Source organism: Pirellulales bacterium (assembly GCA_035546535.1).
Taxonomy (GTDB): domain Bacteria; phylum Planctomycetota; class Planctomycetia; order Pirellulales; family JACPPG01; genus JACPPG01.
The window spans coordinates 1-20,964 of sequence record DASZWQ010000154.1; the positions used below are offsets into that span (position 1 = coordinate 1).

Here is a 20,964-nt window from a genome sequence, read left to right on the forward strand (position 1 = left end):
CGCCACCTGGTGATGTTCCCAGCCGGCCAGGGTTTGCGAGATCGTGGCATAGCCACCACCGGGAAACTTGAGGATCGCTGAGAAGTTATCGTGCAACTCGGGCTGATCCACTCGTTTGCCGTTCGCGGCCGCATACACCGACAGTGGGTTTCCCAAGCGCGACAGATACCAGCGCGCCAAGTCGAAGAAATGAATCGGTTCTTCGAGAATCCAGTTCCCCACGCGATTGATGTCGTAACGCCAACCGTCGGAGCCGAGTCGATAGGGGCGCCGCCAGAGTTCGACCAGGGCATACAGCGGCTCGCCGATGGTATCGGCGTCGATCAAGCGCTTCACCTCGCCCCACAAGCTCGAAAGCCGTAGCTCGTGCCCCACGGCCAGCCGCACGTTTTGCCGTGCGGCCAGGTCAATGAGCGCCGTCGCGTCCACGACGGACAACGTCATCGGCTTTTCCAGGAGCAGATGCCGGCCCGACTCGAGCACCGCTCGCGCCACTTCGAAGTGCAGGTGCGAGGGGAGAACGACGTCGACGGCGTCGAGATCGTCGCGCGCCAAGAGCGCGCGGTAGTCGGCGTAAACCGCGGCCGCAGGATGGTCGGCGGCGGCGCGCCGTCGGCTTTCTTCGCCGCGGCTGCAAATAGCGACAAGCTGCGCGTTGGCGACGCTCGTGATCGCCCGCGCATGATGGCTCCCCCACGCTCCGTAGCCGATCAATCCGAATCTGACCGTCGTCATACTTGTGTCACGCTGTATATGTCACGCTCGATAGGCCGTTTGATTCCCCTCCCTTGCAGGGAGGGGTCAGGGGAGGGTCAAAGTTTTCACAATGAACGACGTCGACTACTCGATGTCAACCGACCGCCGCCACCCTCTTCCTGACAGGGAGAGGGTTTGTGATCATCCGCGCAAGAGTGGCAGAACTCGAGCGTTCGACGCTACTCCCGCTCGACGATCATTGCCACGGCGTTGCCGCCCCCCAGGCAGAGAGAAGCCAAACCGCGCTTCAAGCCGCGATCGGCCAAGGCGTACAGTAGCGTTACCAGCACGCGGGCGCCGCTTGCGCCGATCGGGTGCCCCAATGCGATCGCCCCGCCGTTGACGTTCGTCTTGGCCGGATTCACGTCGAGCGGTCGCATGCACGCCAGGCACTGCGCGGCGAATGCCTCGTTCAACTCCACCAGGTCCATGTCGGCCATCGTCATCTTGGCCTTGTGCAACACCTTTTCCATCGCCGAGACCGGGGCAATGAAAATCTCTTTCGGCGCTACGCCGCTGGTGGCCGCGGCGACAATCCGCGCCTTGATCGGCGATTGCGCGTGCCGCGCGAATTCCGCGCTGGCCACGACCAGGGCCGCCGCGCCGTCGCTGATCTGCGAAGCATTTCCCGCCGTGACGGTTCCATCGGCCCCGAAGGATGGCCTGAGCCTGGCCAGCACCTCGAGCGCCGTGTCGGCCCGCGGCCCTTCGTCCTTATCGATACGAACCTCCCCTTTGCGCCCGGCGATGACGACCGGCACGATTTCTTCGTTGAACTTTCCGGCCGCCGCGGCGGCGACCGCGCGGCGATGGCTTTCGACGGCGAAAAGATCCTGGTCATGCCGGCTGACGCCGCGCTGGGCCGCGATGTAATCGGCCTCAGCTCCCATGGCCATGTCCTCGAAGGCGCACCACAGTCCGTCATGCTGCATCGAGTCGAGCACCTGCTGCGCGCCGAATTTCCAGCCCTCGCGGACCCCCGTCATGAGAAACGGAGCGCGGGTCATATTCTCCATACCGCCGGCGACGATGCATTGCGCGTCGCCCGCGCGAATGGCCTGAGCGGCCAGTGCGACCGCCTTCAGGCCCGATCCGCAGACTTTATTGATGGTCAAAGCGCCAACGGTGTGGGGCAGGCCAGCGCCGAGCGCCGCCTGGCGGGCGGGAGCCTGGCCCAGTCCGGCCGGCAGCACGCATCCCATGATGACTTCTTCGACCTTTTCGGCCGGCACGCCCGAGCGGCGAACCGCCTCGGCCACGGCGATTGCGCCGAGCTTCGTGGCCGGCACGCTGGCCAGGCTACCGAGCAATTTTCCCACCGGCGTGCGGCAGCCGGCCAATAGATACGCTTCACTCATGGCGTGCGATTCCCAACAAAGTGCGGAGCGGTCGAAGGGCGAAAAGCCAATTATATCCCGTGCAAGGGCTACCGTCGCGGCATGATTGTCGGGCCAGGTACACGGCCTGTCGCTGGGTCTGCGACCCCCGGGGGCCAAAGACCATAATGCAACTTCCAGCGGGCTTACTGGCGCGAATCTTGGCCCTGAAGGGGCCGAGTCGTGTAGCCGTGGACGCGAGTCCACGGTAACCGTTCCGAAAAAGAAAATCGTCGTAAGCCCCGCAGGGGCGACACAGAGCGGGTCTGAAGATGATTCCGCCGCTGCGGGGCTCGAAGTCATTCCATTGCTTTAACGCCCCGGCAGGAATCGCTTTCCCGTCGCTACCCCGACCTACACGATTCTCCTGCGGATCTACGGCTGGAGTTTTCCCTCGCCAGCGGCCATCATGAATCGTTGCGGTTCTCGAGAATGCGCACTCTGAGTCGATGGCAATGGAACAGGGCGATCCGGCCGAAGATTGCATCGAAGTGGTTTGTCCGACGTGTCGGGCGACGCTCCATCCGCGCCGCGAGCTGATTGGCAAGCGCGTCCGCTGCCCCGATTGCGGCGTGGCGGTGCGCGTGGCCGAGCAATCTCCCGCGGCAGCACGCGCCGCCCAGCGCAGCGAGGCGGGTAACGAATATCGGCTCAGCGACGACGATCAGCCGGTCGAGCGGCCGCGGCTGGTCAAAGTGAAATGCGGCCTGTGCGGCGCACTTTTGTATCCGCGCGCCGAACTGATCGGCAAGCACGTCCGTTGCCCTGATTGCTATCGGCCGGTGCTGGTCGTCGAACCTCCGCCTGAGCCGGTGGCAAAGTACGACAAGCCCGCCGGCGAATACACGCTCGATGCCGAGCCACCACCGAATCCGCTCGCTGGGATCGTGTCGATCGAAGCGCCTGTGGAACCGCGACTCGAACCCGAGCCGCTGCCCCCTCCGGCTCCAACGCTCTGGTACATCTCGGGCATTTTCAATTTTCCGTGGCAGCAAGAAACCATCAGCCACTGGATGACGCTCACGCTGTTCTCGGCCTTTGCCAATGGCGTCACGGCCTATGGCTTGAGCGTGGTCGCCGAAATGGTCGGGGCCGGAGGGAGCCCGTTTGCCAGCTTTGGTGTCGCCATGAAAATGGCTTTCACGATTGCGTTGGGCGCGATCGCCTGGTTGCTCATGCTTTGCTACGCCTCGGGCTGCGCGATCGCGATCATCCGCGAAACAGCGTCGGGCAATGAAGAAGTCACGGATTGGCACGACGCCGAATTTCCCGAAGCCATGGGGAGCGCGCTGGCAGTCGTCTTTCCCCTGGCCGGGGCCGGTGCGGTCGGCTTTGGAGTGTACCTGGCGTTGCTGCCGCTGTTGGCCGGCGAGGGGGGCAGTTCGTCGTTGGCCTATCTGGTCGGTGTGCTGACGGCCGTCGTGCTCTATCCGGTTATGCTCCTGTCGGTGTTGGAAAGCGGCGCCTTCTGGGTGGTAGTGAACTGGTCGGCGCTGCGGTTGATTCTCGGATTCTTGCCGGGCTGGCTGTTGGTGAACGCCGAAATGGCCGCGGTCACTGGCGCCTGGTGGCTCTTTACCTGGGCCGGTGCGAGATTTCTGCCGATCGTGACGGCCATCATCGGCGCGCCTTTATACGCCGCGGCGATCATGATCGACGCCCGACTGCTCGGCCGGTTCCTCTATCGCGCGAATGAGGTCATCAGCGCGCGACATGAGGAGGATGAAGACGACGAGGCAGATGAGGACGACGAGTAAGTTCGCCGGCCCGGCACGCTTCGCGATTTTGCGCGGCGGCGAATCTTTTCGACGGCCCAGCCGAGCCGCGCACTGTGCGGCTACGCCGCCATCTCGGGCTCGGGCAAATGCTCGACGCTCAACTCGGCGATCGACTCGAGCACGACGTCGGGACGGTATGCGTAGTGCATCAGGTCCTCGCGGCTCGTCCCGCCCGACAGCACCAGGACGGTGCGGTAACCGAGCTGGACGCCTCCGAGGATGTCGGTCTCCATCGTGTCGCCGATGATCGTGGTTTCTTCGGCGCGCAGCCCCAGCTCTTTGCGCGCGGCGCGCATCATGACAGGGCTGGGCTTGCCGACGCTGAAGGCTTTCACGCCCGTCGCGGCTTCCAGCATGGCCACGATCGCCCCGCAGCCGGGACGCAGCCCGTGTTGCGTGGGGCAATTCGGATCGAGGTTCGTGGCGACGAGCTTGGCCCCGGCAACGATCATCTGCACGGCGGCCTCGACCGTTTCCATCGTCATCGTGCGTCCTTCGCCGACCACCACATAATCCGGGTCGTGATCGACGATCGAATAGCCGTTGGCGTGCAGGGCGTTCAACAGCCCCCCTTCGCCGATCACGTAGGCGGTGCCGTGGGGTTTTTGCTGGGCCAGGAAGCGGGCCGTGGCCATGGCACAGGTGAAAATGTGCTTCTCCTCGGCCTCGACCCCCATGCGACGCAACTTCGTGGCCACGTCGCGGCGGGTGCGCTGGCTGTTGTTGGTGAGAAAAAAGAAGGGCACTTGCCGCGTGATCAATTGATTCACGAACTGATCGGCGCCGCGAATCAATTCGCGCCCCCGGTAGATCACGCCGTCCATATCGATCAAGAAACCATGAGCCATCGCTCTCTCCTTCGCTTTATGGTGACCACGGTGCGTTGCGAGGCGCCCGGGCAATTGACAGTTCGTCCCACGAGAACGCGTAGCATGGCGCACAAATGTTTGGCTCATGTCAGCGGCGCGTGAGAAGTTGTTTACGGTGCCTACGTCCTCCCCGTTAGCACCAGAGCGACAATAAAGGCCGGCAAGCGCTGCGTATCTTGCGCGCTCGTCGGCCGCCACGAGTCGACACGCGTGGATTGCAAAAGGCGCGCCAGTACGATCTGGTGCCCGTGCCACGACGCGTTTTCGCGCCCTATCTCGCGTCCTCGCACGACTTGCCGGTGCTAGCGCGAGCCTAAGCAAAAAACCTGAGAAAAAAATCGTTTCTGCGCGTGTGCGCGGGAATTAGGCATCACGCGATTACGAGCGCGCGAAGGGACGGCGGGAGACCCGTTAGCCGTCCAGCGTGCCGGGCGCGCTTTACAGATCGCGCGCTGCGCTGCCGGTTTTGTCGGTCGGCTTTTTGCCAGGCGCGCCGCCCGGCGCGGGCGCCATGGCCGGTGGCATGGGCCTCCGCGGTGCGGCGACAGGCGTTGCGGGCAATTGGCTGAACGGAGCCACGCGCGCCTGCGGCGGACGCTCGGCAGGTTTTTCCCCTGTGGCCACAGGCTCGGCCGGCGCGGGCGCCTCGTCCACGACCGCGGGGACGAGCTTGCGCAAGAAACCGTCCAGATGCGCGTCGTCCGCGCCCGCCAGCTCTTGCGCGCGGATGAAAAATGGCTTCGCCCGCTCGGCCTGCCCGTCGAAGTAAAGCATCACGGCGAGCAAAAACATCAGGTCCGAGCCGGGGCCCTTCAAGCCTTCTTGGGCGAGGGCTTCGAGATGCGCCGCTTTCGCCGCGTGACCGCCGGCGCCATAAAGTTGATCGAGACGAAATCCGGATTCCGCCCACCGCGGCTCGAGCGAGATGCCGCGCTTGAAGCTGCGCGCCGCATGATCGTAGCGTCCCATCGCCACCAGCGCAAATCCCTGCCGCAAGAATCCGTCACTCATATCGGGCGCCGCCTGCTGCGCCAGCTTGTAGCGCGAGTAAGCGTCCGAATAATCTTGCTTGGCGAAATACCCGTCACCCAGCACGATGAAACGCTGCGAGCGCGCGCGCGCGTCGGCATTGGTGGCGCGCGGCTTGCCAGCTTTCGGACGATCGGCCGGATCATTCGCCAGTTCGCCGAAGCCACCCCCGATCGCGGCCTGCTGTTTTGCGGCCGCGGGCTGCTGCGCCTTGGGCGCTAGTGGCGGGCCGCCCCCGGGCAAGCGGTCAACGCGCTGCGGCGCGGTCACCACCGGACCGAGCGGCAGAGCCGGCGGCGCCAGTGGTAAAAATGGCACCGGGCGATAGAAGTTGATGAAGGGATAGACTCCCGGGGGATAGAAAATCGGTGGAAAGTACGGAGCCGGAATCGCATACCCGACTCCGCCGACGCCCGTGCCAAAAGCGCGAAAGCCGCCGCTGGGCGTGAGCGGCACATAGCGCGGCGAAAAGGGATCGTGAATTTCGATCTGACTGAAGCCGGGCTGCGGCTCGTCGGCCATGGCGCTAGCGCCGGCTGCCACCACGGCAAAGAACAAAAAGATAGGAACCGGGCGTAACATGGCCGCTCTCGAAAGGCGATGCGTCACGCGCGCTAGCGCCTCGGCGTGATTCAATTCGGATCCCACCATCGGACGCGGCAGCCTCGGCGCTCCGCGCCCGACGATTCTACACCTGCGCGGCAGTCGAATACCTTCCGCGCCCGCTCCCGCTGGAATTATCGGCGGTCCCGTGAATTTCGGCAAGCAACGCGACTTGAAACGAATGGAGAAGGGGTGCGGTGACCAGGCACACCGCTGCGCCGATTGCTCGCTTAGCCTTGCACTCCTGTTAACTTCTCAGCGCCTGGACCGGAGCAATTTTGGCGGCGTGGCCTGTTCTGCTCGATTCAGTGCGGCCGGCTATTGCATGCTGGCCTGGCCGAGCAACTTGCGCAGCGCGGTCATCGCCACCTCGGCCACTTGCCGGGGCGGAATCTGCCAGATCTGCGGATTCATTAGCTCGATCGATACGCAGCCCTGGTATTCGATCGCTCGCAATCGCTCGATGATCGGCTGCAGGTTGAAATCGCCATCGCCCGGCAAGATGCGATCGGCATCGGTCGCCAACTCGCGCGCCGTCCCCGAGGTGTCGCACAACTGCACATGAAACAGGTTGTGCGGCGTGAGGTACAGCAGGTCTTCTTCCTTGCTGGGGCCCATATAGAAATGAAACGCGTCGAGGCACAATCCCAGGTGGGGCGACGCCACCTCGGCGACGAAGGCCGCGGCCGTTTGCAGGTTGTTCATGATCGTGGCTTGCGCCTGAAACTCGAGCGCCAGGCGCACCCCCGCGAGGCTTGCGGCGTTGGCAGCCTGTTGCAAGGAGAACTGCACGCGCTCCAAATCCTGTTGCGTAAGCGCGCCCAGCACGTCGCCGGCGACAACCAACGTGCCCACGCCCAGCTCGCGCAACAGTTCGAGGCGGCGGGCGAAATGATCCCAATGCGCGCGGCGAGCGTCGCCTTGGCTGGCGAGCAGGCCGCCTTGAAAGGCTGCCACCGGCGCCGTGACCCCGTGATCGGTCAGTAGCGCTTTCACCTCGGCGAGCGAATGCTCGTCGAGATAGGTCTCCAGCTTGCCCAGCCATAGCTCGAGGCAATCGCAGGCGGCCGCGGCGTAATCTTCGACGTCGCTCGCGAACGAGGCGTTGAGCGTCGAGACCTGGCTGAGTGCGGGCTTCATGGTGTCGCGGAATTCTTTCGCCGGTTCTGCTTGTTGCCCTCACCCTGACCTCTCCCGAAGGGAGAGGGGGATTTGCTAACCGACGTATTCCTGCAAAAGGAGATGAGTCACTGTTCGATCTGCAACATAATTCCCCGCCCTTTCAGGGAGGGGTTAGGGGAGGGTCAAGACGTTCACGACACCAAAGCCATCAACTTACTCCTTACCGACTGCCAGGACCCTCACCCTGACCTCTCCCGAAGGGAGAGGGGGATTTGTTAACCGACGTATTCCTGCAAAGGAGGTGCGTCACTGTTCGATCTGCAACATAATTCCCCGCCCTTTCAGGGAGGGGTTAGGGGAGGGTCAAGACGTTCACGACACCAAAGCCATCAACTCACTCCTTACCGACTGCCAGGACCCTCACCCTGACCTCTCCCGAAGGGAAAGGGGTTACTGTGGCTGCCGATGACCGGGACCAAGGCTAGCGTTTTCATCGCGCGAGCACGCCGGCCAATTCACGCGTGCAATCGTCGACCTTCACACGCCACTGCTTCAGCGAATCGCGATCGCGGAACGTGACCGTGCCGGCCGAGAGCGTTTCGCCATCGACCGTGATGCACACCGGCGTGCCGACTTCGTCCTGACGGGCATAGCGACGGCCGACAGCTCCCTTCTCATCGTAAAAGACGTTGAATTGCTTTTTCAGATCGCGATAGATTTTCTGCGCGACCTCGGGCATGCCGTCTTTCTTCACCAGCGGAAACACCGCCGCCTTGACCGGCGCCAGCCGCGGGTGCAACTTCAAAAAGACACGCTCGCGCGGGTTGCCGTTCTCGTCCGGCACCTTGTCCTCTTGATAAGCCTCGCACAGGAAGGCCAGCGTGGCCCGGTCGGCCCCGGCCGAGGGTTCGATCACGTGCGGCACGAAACGCTCGCGCGTGATGTCGTCGTAGTACGACAGGTCCTTGCCGCTGCCGCGATGGCGCGGCTTGCCTTCGGCGTCTTTTTCGACGACCAGCGCGTCCCCTTCGCGCACCAGTTTGCCCTCCATGTGGCTGCGCAGGTCAAAATCGCCACGATGGGCGATGCCTTCCAACTCGCCAAACTCGCCCGGCGGCAGGAACGGGAAGGCGTATTCGATATCGGCCGTGCCGCACGAGTAGTGGCTCAGCTCGTCCTTGTCGTGCTCGCGCAGTTGCAACCGCTCGCCGGCCAGGCCCAACTCGGTGTACCAACGGTAGCGGCGATCGCGCCAGTATTTGTACCAGTCGGCCGATTGGCTGGGATGGCAGAAGAATTCGATCTCCATCTGCTCGAACTCGCGCGAGCGGAAGGTGAAATTGCGCGGCGTGATCTCGTTGCGGAAGCTCTTGCCTGCCTGCGCGATGCCGAACGGTACGCTGACGCGGCTGCTGTCGACGACGTTCTTGAAGTTGACGAAGATGCCTTGTGCTGTTTCGGGCCGCAGGAACGCGGCGCCTTCCTCGCCCGAGAGTGCGCCGACGTAGGTTTTGAACATCAGGTTGAATTCGCGCGGCGCGGTGAGCGTGCCGAGCGTCTTCGCGTCGGGGCCGAGCACGTCCGCGAAATCGCTGACCTTAGTGAGGCTGACGAGGTCGCCTTCCCAAGCCAGGCGCTCGGCGTCTTTGGCTCGCAGTCCGAAAAACTTCAGCGCCCGCTGGGCCGTTTCGGCCAACCCTTCTTCGCCGCCCGACTGCGTCGCGACGAAGGCGCGCTTTCCCTGGTACGACACCCACCGTCCGCGCACCTGGTCGTGGCGATAGCGTTTCTTCGACTCGCGGCAATCGACCATGAAGTCGTGGAACAGGTCGTAATGGCCTGAGCATTTCCAGATTTGCGGATGCATGATGATGGTCGAGTCGAGCCCCACCATCTGATAAGCGGCCGGCGCTCCCGGCGGCGCATCCAGATCATCGTGCCCGGTGACCATGTCGCGCCACCAGGCCTCCTTGATATTGCGCTTCAGTTCGGTGCCGAGTGGGCCGTAATCCCAGAAGCCGTTCAGGCCGCCGTAGATCTCGCTCGACTGAAACAGAAAGCCTCGCCGCTTGCAGAGCGAGACCAGTTTGTCCATGTCCATCGTCGTACCTTGCCTGTCAGTCTTCGCCGGCGCTGCGGCACAATCAGGGCCCTGTGGAACCATCCGAAACCGACTAGTGTACCGCCAGCGGCCCATGATGGTCCAGGACGCGACGTATGATGGCAGGAGAACTGCAACGTCTGTAGCCGGGGGTCTGCGACCCCGGAAGCGGCACGTGAAATCCCGGCCTCACAGAGGCGCCGGCAACAGTAGATACGCGCGCAGAATCGCGACTTGGCAGTTCTCCTGCGTATGGTGGCAGGGCCTTTCGCTGTTTGAGGGCGGCGGCGATGCCAGCAGTGAGTGGGCTGCTGCCTGCGCGCGTGGAACGCTGGTAATTGCATAGTGCGTTTCGATGTGTTGCTGTCCGCGACGGCGCGTCACGCGCACCAGCCGGCAGACCTGAACGGCGGCGGGCCAATCCAGGTGGACGGCCGAGCGATCGCTGGCTTGCAGGTGGCGGTGGACACGGCGACCGTGTTCCTGGCCGCGTGTTTCGGCCACATCAAGATGCGCGACCCGCTGCGCTTCGGTCGCCGGGGGAAGGCCGCCCGAAACTCGGCGGCGATGTCCTCTTTCAACTCGGGCAGTGAAAAGCCCTGCGCATGATAGGCACCGATCGCGCACCTCTTGACCCCCCGGGCGGATGGCTTAGACTGATGCGTTTGGACGGCCGGCTCCTAACTGCCGGTAGTCGTCTGTGTCCGGCTGGCGGTGCTTGGAAGATGCCGCCGGCGCAGAATCCGAGGCCGCGGTCGATAGCGGCCATCATGTCCTCATTCCGAGCGACCGGTGGTCGGCGCTCCGCGCGTTCGCCTGATCGAAATGTCGATTTCACAAAGGTCGTGATCCGTGCCTGGACTATGCGTGATTGGGTTGCAATGGGGAGACGAGGCGAAGGGGAAGATCGTCGATCTATTGACCCGCTCCGATGACATTGTCGTTCGCTACCAAGGGGGAGCCAACGCCGGCCACACCGTGGTCACCGGAGGCCAGACCTACAAGCTGTCGCTGATTCCCAGCGGGATCCTTCGTGCGGACGTCCAGTGTGTCATCACCGGCGGTGTGGTTCTCAATCCGCCGAGCATTCTCGGCGAGATCGACGGACTGGTGGCGCGCGGCGTCGCGGTGAGCAAGAATCTGGTGATCAGCGACCGGGCGCACGTGATCTTCCCCTGGCACTTGGAAGAAGACCGCTTGAGCGAAGGGCGCGCAAGCGCCGCCGAAGCGATCGGCACGACGCAGCGCGGCATCGGTCCCTGCTATCGAGATAAGGTCGGCCGCTCGCATGCGATTCGCTTGGGCGATCTGTATCGGGACGGATTTCGCGAGAAGGTCGAACGGGTTTGCGCGTACAAGAATAAAGTGATCGAGCTCTTGGCCGGCGAAGGACGACCGGCACCTTTGGACCCGGCGAAAATCTTCGACGAATACCGCGCCTATGCCGAACGGCTGCGTTCGCACGTGACCGATACCACGTCGCTTCTGCTCGATGCGCTGGAAGCGGGCCGCCGCGTGCTCTTCGAGGGCGCGCAAGGCGCGCTGTTGGACGTCGATCACGGTACGTTTCCCTACGTCACCAGCAGCAACAGCTCGGGCGTCGGCATTGCCAGCGGGGCAGGCGTGCCAGGGCGCTACCTGGAAAAGATCATCGGCGTCGTAAAAGCGTACAGCACGCGCGTCGGTGGTGGCCCCTTTCCCACGGAACAGGACAACGACCTGGGGCAGCACTTGCGCGATCGGGGGAATGAGTACGGCACTGTCACCCGCCGGCCGCGCCGCTGCGGCTGGTTCGACGCGGTTGCCGCTCGCTACACGGCGCGTTTGAGCGGCGTCGACGCCTTGTCGGTCATGCTCCTGGACGTGCTCAGCGAGCTGCCGGAGTTGAAAATCTGCACCGCCTACGAGATCGACGGTCGCCGACTGGCGACGTTTCCCAGCCACGTCGACGATTTGCGCCGCGCCCAGCCCGTGTATGAGACATTGCCCGGTTGGCAGGAAGAGATTTCCGGGATTCGGCATATTGCCGACTTGCCGAAAAACGCGCGACAATATTTGCATCGCTTGGGCGAAATCATTGGGCGGCCGGTCGAGATCGTATCGGTCGGGCCCGACCGGGATCAAACGATGTTTGCCGACACCTCACCCCAACCTGCTGCCGCGAGCTAAACCATCGGCACACGCGGTGATCGATGTCAGGAGTTTTGCCACGGTGACCGAGTCCTCTCTGCAGCCCGCCAGCGACACGCTCGACGTCCCGCGCGAGCGACGTCCCCGGCACATCGCCGTGATCATGGACGGCAATGGGCGCTGGGCGCAGCGCCGCGGCTTGCCGCGGATCGAAGGGCATCGCCATGGTGTGGCTTCCGTGCGCCGCACGACCGAAGAGGCAGCGCGATTGGGGATCGATCAGCTCACGCTCTACTGCCTGTCAAGCGAGAACTGGAAACGCCCGCAGGCAGAGCTCGATTTCCTCATGCACCTGCTGGAGCAGTATCTCATCGAAGAGAGGACAACGCTCCTCGATGAGAACATTCGCCTGGCCGTGATCGGCAGCCGCGAGGGAATCCCGGATTTCGTCTTGCGCGAGATGCAAAAGACGATCCACATGACCAGCTCCAACACCGGCATGACGCTCTGCCTGGCCGTCAACTACGGCAGCCGGGCGGAAATCGCGGCTTCGGTCCGCCAGATTGCCGACGAAGTGCGCGCGGGCCAGCTCGCGCCCGAGGCGATCAATGAGGACACCATCGCCGAACGGCTGTACACGGCGGGCATGCCAGAGCCTGATCTTTTAATCCGCACCGCTGGCGAAATGCGCGTGAGCAACTTCCTTCTTTGGCAGATCAGCTATTCGGAACTGTGGATCACCGATCATTGCTGGCCGGAATTCTGCGAAGCCGACCTGCACGACGCGATTCGCGATTTCGCGCAGCGCGATCGCCGCTACGGCGGATTGAATATGTAGCTGTCGTCCGCGCCTGCTAGCGGCCCGACCTTCGTGCCACACTTCTCGATTTTCCGGCGCCCAGCCGCCCAGGCTTATCCAACCCCGCGCGTGCTAGCGGCGGCACGCCTTTTTCTTCTTCTCGCATCGCGAAAAGCGCCGATGCAAGTCTGTGACGGCCGAACGCGTCGCATCACGGACGAGCACAAAAGGGGCGCTAGCTCGCAAAGCGAATATGGATCGCCGTTCTCAAAGTCCCATCTGGCCTTTCTTGCTGGTCGTCGGCTTTTTGTTCCTGCTGTGCATCGCTGCGCCGCGGGGATGGGAGCAGATTGCGCGCAAGGGGCCGGTCCAACTGGCTAACGATCCAGCCCTGGCGCGGGCGCCGCGTGAGCCGGCAAGCGTTCCGCTCGAAGCAAGCGAAGAACCAGCCGTAACGGGCGCGTCGGCCGACACGATCCTGGACGCGGCTTCTTCGCCGCCAGTGGATGAACAAATCGTCGAAGCCGAGGCGCCGACGCCAACGTTGGCCGAGCCCAGGGCACCTTTACCCGCCGAGTTCGCGCCGGCGGCGGAAGTGGCAAACGAAGTCGTGGCCGAAGTGACCGGAGACGTCGACCAGTCTGCGCCGCCGACGCCTGAAGTCGCTGTGGAAACCGTGCGCGAAGCGCGCGTCGTTGATGCCGATGGGATGCCACGAATGGCCGACCTTCGGCCGGCGCCCGTCATGATAGAGGACACCGTTGCGGCTCCGGTGCAGCCCGTCGTCGAGCCCGAACCGCAACCTGCCGAGGTTCAATCTGAGCGGCAGCCGCAGGCCGTGTTGGCCGCGCAGCCGCGCACCGTGATTCTTGAAGAGCCGACCGATGCTGAGCCTGGCAGGCGTCCGAAGCAACGCGCCGTCGAGCCCGCCGGACCACATTGGGCCGTGCCCGATGATTTGCTGCGGCGGCTGGAGAGCTTGACCTGCGAATGTGATTTGTGCGATTGGTCGATGCACGTCGAGGACTTGCTGCTCGAGTTATGCGATAAAACCAGTCCCTCGGACGAGCGCGCGGCTGTGCTCCTGCGCGAATTGCGCACGGCGGCCGGTGAAGTCGACGCACGAGTCCCGCAGATTGTCGAGCGCAGTGTGGCCATTGAACTGTTGCGCGTGCGGCACAGTTTGGTGCGCAGATTGGACGTGTGGGAACTGATGCCTGCCGCCTTCAGTCAGGAGATTACCCTTGCCGGACCCAGCCAGGCGGACGTCAAACGGCTGGGCGAGGCACTCGACGCCGTCGATGCGATCATCTCCGCGGCCGGGGCTCAAGGGCAGCAATGGCGGCACTATCTGGCAATTGACCCGCTGCGCGACCTGACCAAGATTCCTTGCCCGCTGCCCGAATTAGATGCGCGCCGTCTCGCCCGCGACGTCCAAGGGCGGCTGTCGCGCACGGACCTGAGCGCTCCGCAGCGTGCGTTCATCAGCAGTCGGCCAGTGGTGGAATTGGCCGCGTCGCTGCGATCGTGGTCGCTCGATCCCTTTGATCCGGCGCGGCTCCTTGCGGATATGGAACGCTTCGAAGCGACCAATCAACCCAGCGATGCCCGCCGTGTGGCGGATGACTACATCGAGTCGATCTCGCTGGTTCTGAATGGGGCCGATCTGGCGCAGCGTCTGGAGACGAACTATCGCAACGCCAACGTCCGGTTCGCGCTGACCGAAAAACTGTTGAAGCGACTGCTGCCCGGCGCGTCGATGAGCACGGACCCGGTGCGCGACCAAATCTTGGGACATCCGACGCGCGGCATGAGCACGACTTCAACCACGGTAAACGTGAAGCTCGTGCCGGACGCGCAGCGCTTGCGCGTGGAACTCGAAGCCTCGGGCGAGGTGCTGGCCAACACGCGCTCGACCAGCGGCCCCGCCACGCTGCACACGCGGAGCAATTCGATGTACCTGGCGCGCAAGTTGGTCGACCTCGACCTGCGCGGCATTCGCACCTGGCCGGCTGAAAGCGAATGCATCGACACGCGCACCCAACTGCGCGCCGTGAATACCGACTACGACGGGATTCCGCTCGTCGGTGCGATGGTGGAGAACTACGCACGCTCGCGCCATGCCGACCAGGAACATGAAGTGCGCAGCGAAGTGCGTCGCCGCGTCGAATCGCAGGCCCGGCGCAAAATGGACTCGCTAACCGAAGAGCGGTTGGAGCGGGTCAACCAACTGTTGCAGAACCGAATTCTCAAACCGCTTGATCGCATGTCGCTCGATCCGCAAGTGATCAGTGCCGAAACTTCGGAGCAGCGGCTGACCATGCGGCTGCGCGTGGCGGGCGAGGAGCAGTTGGCCGGTCATACGCCGCGGCCCCGCGCGCCGGGAGACAGCCTGCTCAGTCTGCAACTGCATCAATCTTTGTTCAATAACATTTGCGAGCAACTGCAGTTGGCCGGTCGCACGTTCACGCTCCAGGAGCTACGCGACCATATCAACGATGCCTTGAACCTGGAAAACAGCCGATTCATGGACGCGACAGACCAGGACGTCTCGATCACCTTCGCTGACCAGGACGCCATTCGTGTTTTCTGCGAGCATGGCCGCATCGAGCTCGACCTGTCCGTGGCCCGACTCTCGAACGCCGATCGGACCTGGAAAAACTTCGAAGTACGCGTTTTCTACAGGCCCGAGGTCGACGGGCTGAAGGCCCGGCTGGTGCGCGACGGCACCGTGCAATTGATCGGCAGCCGGCTTGCCGGACAGATCCCGCTGCGAGGGATTTTCAGCAAGGCCTTTGCCAAGGACCGCGAGCTCGATCTGGTCGATCCTAAGTGGTCCTTCGACGAGCGAACGCGGGACCTGGCGTTCTCCCAGTTCGTGATTCAGGACGGCTGGATCGCCGTAGCCGTGGCCGAGCCGCGGCAAAACGTGGCTCGACAGCCGCAAACTCCCACGGCACACTGACGCCCAAGCGCCCGGCCGTTGCAGGGCTTCTCGTAGCAGCTTAACTTGCACGGTGGCGGAAAACTCGCAACTGCGCGATACACCGCCAGGCACCCCCTCGCGCTCGGGATTCTTTCGGCATGCACGATCTGGTTCGTTGGTCCGTCGCCATCACGCTGGTACTGCTGGTACCGATCATTCCGTTTCTAAGTTTTGGCGACTCGCTCGAAGCCCAGGTCGAGCGCTGGTTTGACGAATCATTGTCGCCGGCAGCAACGGCCGGCATCGTCGTGGGGCTGCTGGCCAGTGATATCCTGCTGCCGATCCCTTCGAGCTTCGTCAGCACGCTGGCCGGAGCGCGACTCGGTTTTCTCGGCGCCACGATGGTCGTATGGTTGGGCATGACGGTCGGCGCCATCATCGGGTTTGCGCTGGCCCGGACTTTTGGCCGGCCGCTGGCCGAGCGGTTCTCTTCGGCCGACGATTTGCGCCGCATGGAAGCCTTGGCCGAGGAGCGCGGGCCCGCCGTGCTGGCGCTGACGCGACCGCTGCCGGTCCTGGCCGAGGCAAGTGTCCTGTTGTTAGGCGCCGTCGGCGTGCCATGGCGCAGATTCTTACCGGTCGTGACGCTCGCGAATCTTGGCTTGGCCGCCGCGTACGCCGCATTGGGACATTACGCCGGCCAGGAAGGCAACCTCGCCGTTGCGCTGGCCGCGTCGATTGCGCTGCCGCTGTTGGCCACGACCGCCACCCGGTACTGGCTGCCGTCGGCGGGCGAGGCTTCTTGATGTTCTGCGCACCGCTGCGCTTCGCCGTGGTATCGCTGCGGCAGTGGCGCAGGATCGGGCACTTGTGTCATTCCTTGGAACAAGCGATTAACCGATGACCAAAAACGTCATGTTCTCGTCCGCCGAAGTCTTCGGAGATAATCTTTCGGAAGCAGCAATCGTGCGAACCAACGCTGCTGGCCCGGAAGGCGCGCTGCCGCTGACCGAGGACATGCTACGCGACTGGCCGAGCGGAGATATCTTCGGGCTGACGCAAAACGCGGGCATGGGATGGCCGGTGACCGAAATGCTCGGGCCGCAGTTCGTCCTGCTCAGCACGCAGGGGGGCATTCGCGACGTCGACGGAACGCCGATCGCCTTGGGCTATCACACCGGACATTGGGAGGTCGGGTTGCTGGTGCAAGGCGCCGCGCGCGAACTCAAGGCCGCCGGCGGCGTACCCTTCGCCGCGTTTTGTTCCGATCCCTGCGACGGCCGCACGCAGGGGACCACCGGCATGTTCGACAGCCTTCCCTATCGCAATGACGCGGCGATCATTTTTCGCCGCTTGATCCGTTCGCTGCCCACGCGGCGCGGAGTGCTGGGCGTGGCCACCTGCGACAAAGGCTTGCCCGCCATGATGCTGGCCCTGGCCGGGTCGCGCGAGCTACCCTGCGTGCTCGTCCCCGGCGGCGTCACGCTGCCCGCCACCGAAGGTGAGGATGCCGGCAAGGTGCAGTCGGTCGGGGCGCGTTTTGCCCACGATGAAATCACGCTCGAAGAGGCCGCGGTGCTGGCTTGCCGCGCCTGCGGCTCGCCAGGGGGCGGCTGTCAGTTCCTCGGCACGGCCGCTACGTCACAAGTCGTGGGCGAGGCACTTGGATTGTCGTTGACTCACGCGGCGCTTGCCCCCTCGGGCCAGCCCATCTGGCTCGATATAGCGCGGCGCAGCGCGCGGGCGTTGTGGAATCTGCACGCGCGCGGCATCAAGCTGCGCGACATTCTGACCGGCGCTTCGGTGCGCAACGCCATGGTCGTACACGCCGCTTTCGGCGGCTCGACGAACTTGCTCCTGCACATTCCGGCGATTGCCCATGCCGCCGGGTTGCGACGGCCCTCGGTTGACGACTGGCATCATGTCAACTTGCAAGTGCCACGCTTGGTCGACGCGCTGCCGAATGGACCGGTCGGCCATCCGACGGTACGCGTTTTCCTGGCCGGCGGCGTGCCCGAAGTGATGTTGCATCTGCGCGCGCTGGGGCTGTTGGATCTCGGCGTGCTCACTGTCGCCGGCGTAACACTCGGCGAATCGCTCGACTGGTGGGAAAAGAGCGACCGCCGGCGGAAGCTGCGCGAGGCGCTCTTCGCAGCCGATCAGATTGACCCTGACGATGTGATCATGGCGCCCACCAAGGCCCGTGAGCGCGGCCTCACGAGCACGGTCTGCTTCCCACGCGGCAATCTGGCTCCGCAGGGCTCGGTCGTGAAAAGCACGGCCATCAGTCCGAAGGTTCTCGACGCGCAGGGCGTTTACCGCAAAATCGGCCCGGCGCGCGTCTTTACGCGCGAGATCGACGCGATCGCCGCCATCAAAGGACGCGGCGATCGGCCCATCAAGCCGGGCGACGTGCTCGTGCTCGCCGGGCGCGGGCCGTTGGGTTCCGGCATGGAAGAGATTTACCAGATCACTGCCGCGCTCAAACATCTTTCCTGGGGACACGAAGTAACCGTGGTCACTGATGCACGTTTCTCGGGGGTCAGCACTGGCGCTTGTATTGGCCACGTTGGGCCCGAGGCGCTGGCCGGCGGCCCGATCGGCAAGGTTCGCGATGGCGACTCGATCGAAATCGTGATCGACTGCCGCAACCTCGAAGGGAGCGTGAATTTCATCGGTGATGCGCAAAAGCGGCTCGATCCAGAGCAGGGCGCTGCCGTGTTGGCTGCGCGCCCACCGCGCGATGATCTAGCGCCCGATCCGGCGCTTCCGGACGACACGCGGCTATGGGCGGCACTGCAAAGCGCCAGCGGCGGCACCTGGGGCGGCTGCGTTTACGACGTCGAGCGAATCGTGGCGGCACTTGAGCGCGGCGCTGAATGATCGGGATGTGCCGGCATCTCTTACAACATGCTTATCGCCCGCTGCCAAGAGCATGGCGCCCGCGACAAGCATGGCCAGCTTTTGAACCGCGCTCAACGTGCATCGGCGGGAATGGCTTCAGCGAGTTGCGCAAGTGCACGGAGGAGGCCGTCGATCGCCGTATCATCGTGTGCGGCCGAGAGGCCGATGCGCAGCCGTGATTGCCCTGGCGCGACACTGGGCGGGCGAATCGCTGGCACATAAAAGCCGCGCCGAGCCAATTCCCCGGCCAGTTGCAGCGCCCGGGCCGGCTCGCCCACCACCAGCGGGATGATCTGACTCACCGAGCGACCGATGTCCCAACCCTGCCGTGCGAACTCGCCGCGCAGCCCGGCGGCCCGGGAAAGCGACTTTACGCGCCGTTGCGGCTCTTCGCGCACGATTCGCAGCGCCGCTGACGCCGCGGCGCAGGCTGCCGCCGGCGGCGCCGTGGAAAAAATATACGGCCGCGCACGGTTGACCAACCAGTCGATCAAGCTTCGGCGCCCGCACACAAAGCCGCCCACGCCTCCCAAGGCCTTGCTGAGCGTGCCGACGCGGATCGATACGCGATCGGCGACGCCAAAATGCTCGGCGCTGCCGCGCCCACTTGCACCGAACACGCCCGTGGCGTGGGCTTCATCAACCAAAAGCATCGCTCCGTACCGCTCGGCCAAATCCGTCAGCTCGACGAGCGGCGCGAGGTCGCCGTCCATGCTAAAGAGGCCATCGGTGACGATCAGTCGGCGGCGGACGTCATTCGTCGCCGCAAGCATTTTTTCCAAGCTCCGCCAATCGCCGTGCGCATAAATGCGAACCTCGGCGCGCGACAGACGGCAACCGTCGATCAGGCTCGCATGATTCGTCTCGTCGGCCAGGATGCAGTCTCCGCGACCGGCCAGCGCGATGACGGTAGCTAAGTTCGCCGCGAAGCCCGACGAGAAGACGATCGCTGCTTCCGTCCCTTCGAATTCCGCAAGCTCGGCTTCCAGCTTCGCGTGTGCCGTACCGCGACCCGCCAATAGCGGACTGGCGGCGCTCCCCCACCCCTCGCGCTCGATGCACGCGCGTGCCGCCTCCGTCACGCGCGGGTCGGCGGCCAGCCCCAGGTAATCATTCGAGCCGAAGTTGACGCACCGGCGACCGTTTACGTCGATCGTCGCGCCCGCCGGACCTGCATGGGCGAATTGATGCCGCAGCAAATTCTGCGACTGAAGAGTCGTGAGCTCGTCGTCGATCCAATCGAGCGGATGCTCATTCGCGGTCATGAGCTACTTCTTTCCCCGCTTCAGCGCGTGAGCCAGCTTCAGGATCGTATCGAACTCGGCCTTCGTGACCGGCTGGACCGACAGACGTGATCCGCGCCGCAACAGTTCCATCTTCGAGAGCGCCTTCTGCTCGCGCAGAAAATCGAGCGGCAAGGGCGCGGGAAAGATTTCTTCGAGCCGGATGTCGACTCCGTACCAGAGCGGCTTTTCCTTGGTCGACTTGGGATCGAAGTGATGATTCGCTTTTTGCCACGCGGTGGCGTCGGGATAACCTTCGCGCGTCACCACGGCCGTGCCGACGACGGCCGGCGGATCGGCGGCCGAGTGATAAAACAGCACGCGATCGCCCGGCTTGATCTGGTCCCGCAAAAAGTTGCGCGCCTGGTAGTTCCGCACGCCGTCCCAAAACGTGGTCTGCTTCGGAGCGGCCGCCAAATCGTCGATCGAAAAACTCTCGGGTTCGCTCTTGAAGAGCCAATAATGCGCGGGGGCAGGCATAGAAATTTGGCGCGTCGTGGCAGAAGAATGCGGCGAAACCAGGTCACAAATGCAGGCGTCGTGGCTCGATTCTAGGCCATACCGGGTCTCTTCAAAAGCGGTCGGCCGTACCGCCCGCCCGGCCGCCCTATAATCTTAAGGTCGGCCATGGTCAGTACTTCGGGCCAAGTGTACTAATGGGGGCAAAACCGCCGTGCAAGACGCCGGCCCTCGGCGGCAACTCTTTGGTTAGCCATGACAAAGGCACAATCCCCCAGCCAGACCGAGGGGCGGGTGCCGCAGGTTGCGGTCGATTGGCAGGCGGCTCTGGCCGAGCACGACCGCTGGCTGCGGATGGTCGTCCGCGCGCGGGTGGGAGATTGGCAGGCCGTGGACGAGGTTCTGCAAGAGGTGTCGCTGGCGGCGGTCGCTCAGAAGGCCCCGCTGGCCGATGCCAGCAAAGTCGCGCCCTGGTTGTATCGGTTGGCGGTGCGGCAAGTGTTGCTCTACCGGCGGAAGCACGGCCGGCGGCGCAACCTGGTCGATCGCTTCGCGCGGGAAACACAACCGACGGAAGTCGATCGCCGCACGGTCGATCCTTTGCAATGGCTGCTGGCCGACGAGCGCGGCCGGCAGGTGCGCGCGGCGCTTGCAACCATGCAAGCGCGCGACGCCGAAATCCTGCTGTTGAAGTATGCCGAAGATTGGAGCTACCACGAGATCGCCAGCCACCTGGGCATCAGCCATAGCGCCGTCGAAGCGCGGCTACACCGTGCGCGGCAGCGGCTGCGAGAGACCCTGACAGCGGCGAACGTGATCGAGGTTTAAA

16 protein-coding genes are annotated in these 20,964 nt (G+C 64.0%); 8 read left to right on the plus strand and 8 right to left on the minus strand.

Features of this window, described 5'->3' with window-relative positions; genetic code table 11:
* Both VHD36_18275 and VHD36_18280 read right to left on the minus strand, forming a co-directional pair.
* A partial coding sequence (locus tag VHD36_18275) for a Gfo/Idh/MocA family oxidoreductase (GenBank protein HVU89279.1) occupies positions 1 to 735 on the minus strand: 735 nt, incomplete at its 3' end.
* A gap of 200 nt (positions 736 to 935) precedes the next feature.
* Positions 936 to 2,114: an acetyl-CoA C-acetyltransferase gene (locus tag VHD36_18280; protein HVU89280.1), complete on the minus strand. Its 1,179-nt coding sequence runs from the start codon at positions 2,112 to 2,114 to the stop codon at positions 936 to 938.
* 467 nt (positions 2,115 to 2,581) lie between these two features.
* Between VHD36_18280 and VHD36_18285 the strand changes: the two genes are divergently transcribed.
* Positions 2,582 to 3,889 (plus strand): hypothetical protein, encoded by a 1,308-nt coding sequence (locus tag VHD36_18285; protein HVU89281.1) that lies wholly within the window; start codon positions 2,582 to 2,584, stop codon positions 3,887 to 3,889.
* Between the two features lie 80 nt (positions 3,890 to 3,969).
* On the opposite strand, the gene VHD36_18290 is transcribed toward VHD36_18285, so the two are convergent.
* From VHD36_18290 to VHD36_18305, 4 genes are all read right to left on the minus strand, one after another.
* Positions 3,970 to 4,758, minus strand: a complete 789-nt coding sequence (locus tag VHD36_18290) for a TIGR01457 family HAD-type hydrolase (GenBank protein HVU89282.1) — start codon at positions 4,756 to 4,758, stop codon at positions 3,970 to 3,972.
* 459 nt (positions 4,759 to 5,217) lie between these two features.
* A complete protein-coding gene (locus VHD36_18295) occupies positions 5,218 to 6,390 on the minus strand; it encodes a tetratricopeptide repeat protein (GenBank protein ID HVU89283.1) in 1,173 nt (390 codons plus the stop codon).
* Positions 6,391 to 6,729: 339 nt separating this feature from the next.
* Positions 6,730 to 7,551: a sugar phosphate isomerase/epimerase gene (locus VHD36_18300; GenBank protein ID HVU89284.1), complete on the minus strand. Its 822-nt coding sequence runs from the start codon at positions 7,549 to 7,551 to the stop codon at positions 6,730 to 6,732.
* 472 nt (positions 7,552 to 8,023) lie between these two features.
* On the minus strand, positions 8,024 to 9,628 hold the full coding sequence (locus VHD36_18305; protein ID HVU89285.1) for a glycine--tRNA ligase: 1,605 nt from the start codon (positions 9,626 to 9,628) through the stop codon (positions 8,024 to 8,026).
* Positions 9,629 to 9,979: 351 nt separating this feature from the next.
* Here VHD36_18305 and VHD36_18310 point away from each other — a divergent pair, with 351 nt between their 5' ends.
* From VHD36_18310 to VHD36_18335, 6 genes are all read left to right on the plus strand, one after another.
* Positions 9,980 to 10,243, plus strand: a complete 264-nt coding sequence (locus tag VHD36_18310) for a hypothetical protein (GenBank protein ID HVU89286.1) — start codon at positions 9,980 to 9,982, stop codon at positions 10,241 to 10,243.
* A 243-nt stretch (positions 10,244 to 10,486) separates the two neighbouring features.
* Positions 10,487 to 11,803 carry an adenylosuccinate synthase gene (locus VHD36_18315; protein ID HVU89287.1) on the plus strand — a complete coding sequence of 439 codons (1,317 nt, stop codon included), beginning with the start codon at positions 10,487 to 10,489 and terminating at the stop codon, positions 11,801 to 11,803.
* Between the two features lie 43 nt (positions 11,804 to 11,846).
* On the plus strand, positions 11,847 to 12,602 hold the full coding sequence (locus VHD36_18320; GenBank protein ID HVU89288.1) for an isoprenyl transferase: 756 nt from the start codon (positions 11,847 to 11,849) through the stop codon (positions 12,600 to 12,602).
* Positions 12,603 to 12,816: 214 nt separating this feature from the next.
* On the plus strand, positions 12,817 to 15,528 hold the full coding sequence (locus tag VHD36_18325; protein HVU89289.1) for a hypothetical protein: 2,712 nt from the start codon (positions 12,817 to 12,819) through the stop codon (positions 15,526 to 15,528).
* A gap of 119 nt (positions 15,529 to 15,647) precedes the next feature.
* Entirely contained in the window at positions 15,648 to 16,295 is a 648-nt protein-coding gene (locus tag VHD36_18330; GenBank protein HVU89290.1) for a VTT domain-containing protein, read from the plus strand.
* Positions 16,296 to 16,404: 109 nt separating this feature from the next.
* Complete coding sequence (locus VHD36_18335; GenBank protein ID HVU89291.1) at positions 16,405 to 18,372, plus strand: YjhG/YagF family D-xylonate dehydratase; 1,968 nt, start codon at positions 16,405 to 16,407, stop codon at positions 18,370 to 18,372.
* A 92-nt stretch (positions 18,373 to 18,464) separates the two neighbouring features.
* Here VHD36_18335 and bioF read toward each other — a convergent pair whose 3' ends face one another.
* Positions 18,465 to 19,658 carry an 8-amino-7-oxononanoate synthase gene (gene bioF / locus VHD36_18340; protein HVU89292.1) on the minus strand — a complete coding sequence of 398 codons (1,194 nt, stop codon included), beginning with the start codon at positions 19,656 to 19,658 and terminating at the stop codon, positions 18,465 to 18,467.
* A gap of 3 nt (positions 19,659 to 19,661) precedes the next feature.
* On the minus strand, positions 19,662 to 20,156 hold the full coding sequence (locus tag VHD36_18345) for an EVE domain-containing protein (protein ID HVU89293.1): 495 nt from the start codon (positions 20,154 to 20,156) through the stop codon (positions 19,662 to 19,664).
* Between the two features lie 234 nt (positions 20,157 to 20,390).
* On the opposite strand from VHD36_18345, the gene VHD36_18350 reads away from it, so the two are divergent.
* On the plus strand, positions 20,391 to 20,963 hold the full coding sequence (locus VHD36_18350) for an RNA polymerase sigma factor (protein HVU89294.1): 573 nt from the start codon (positions 20,391 to 20,393) through the stop codon (positions 20,961 to 20,963).
* Position 20,964 lies beyond the last annotated feature (1 nt).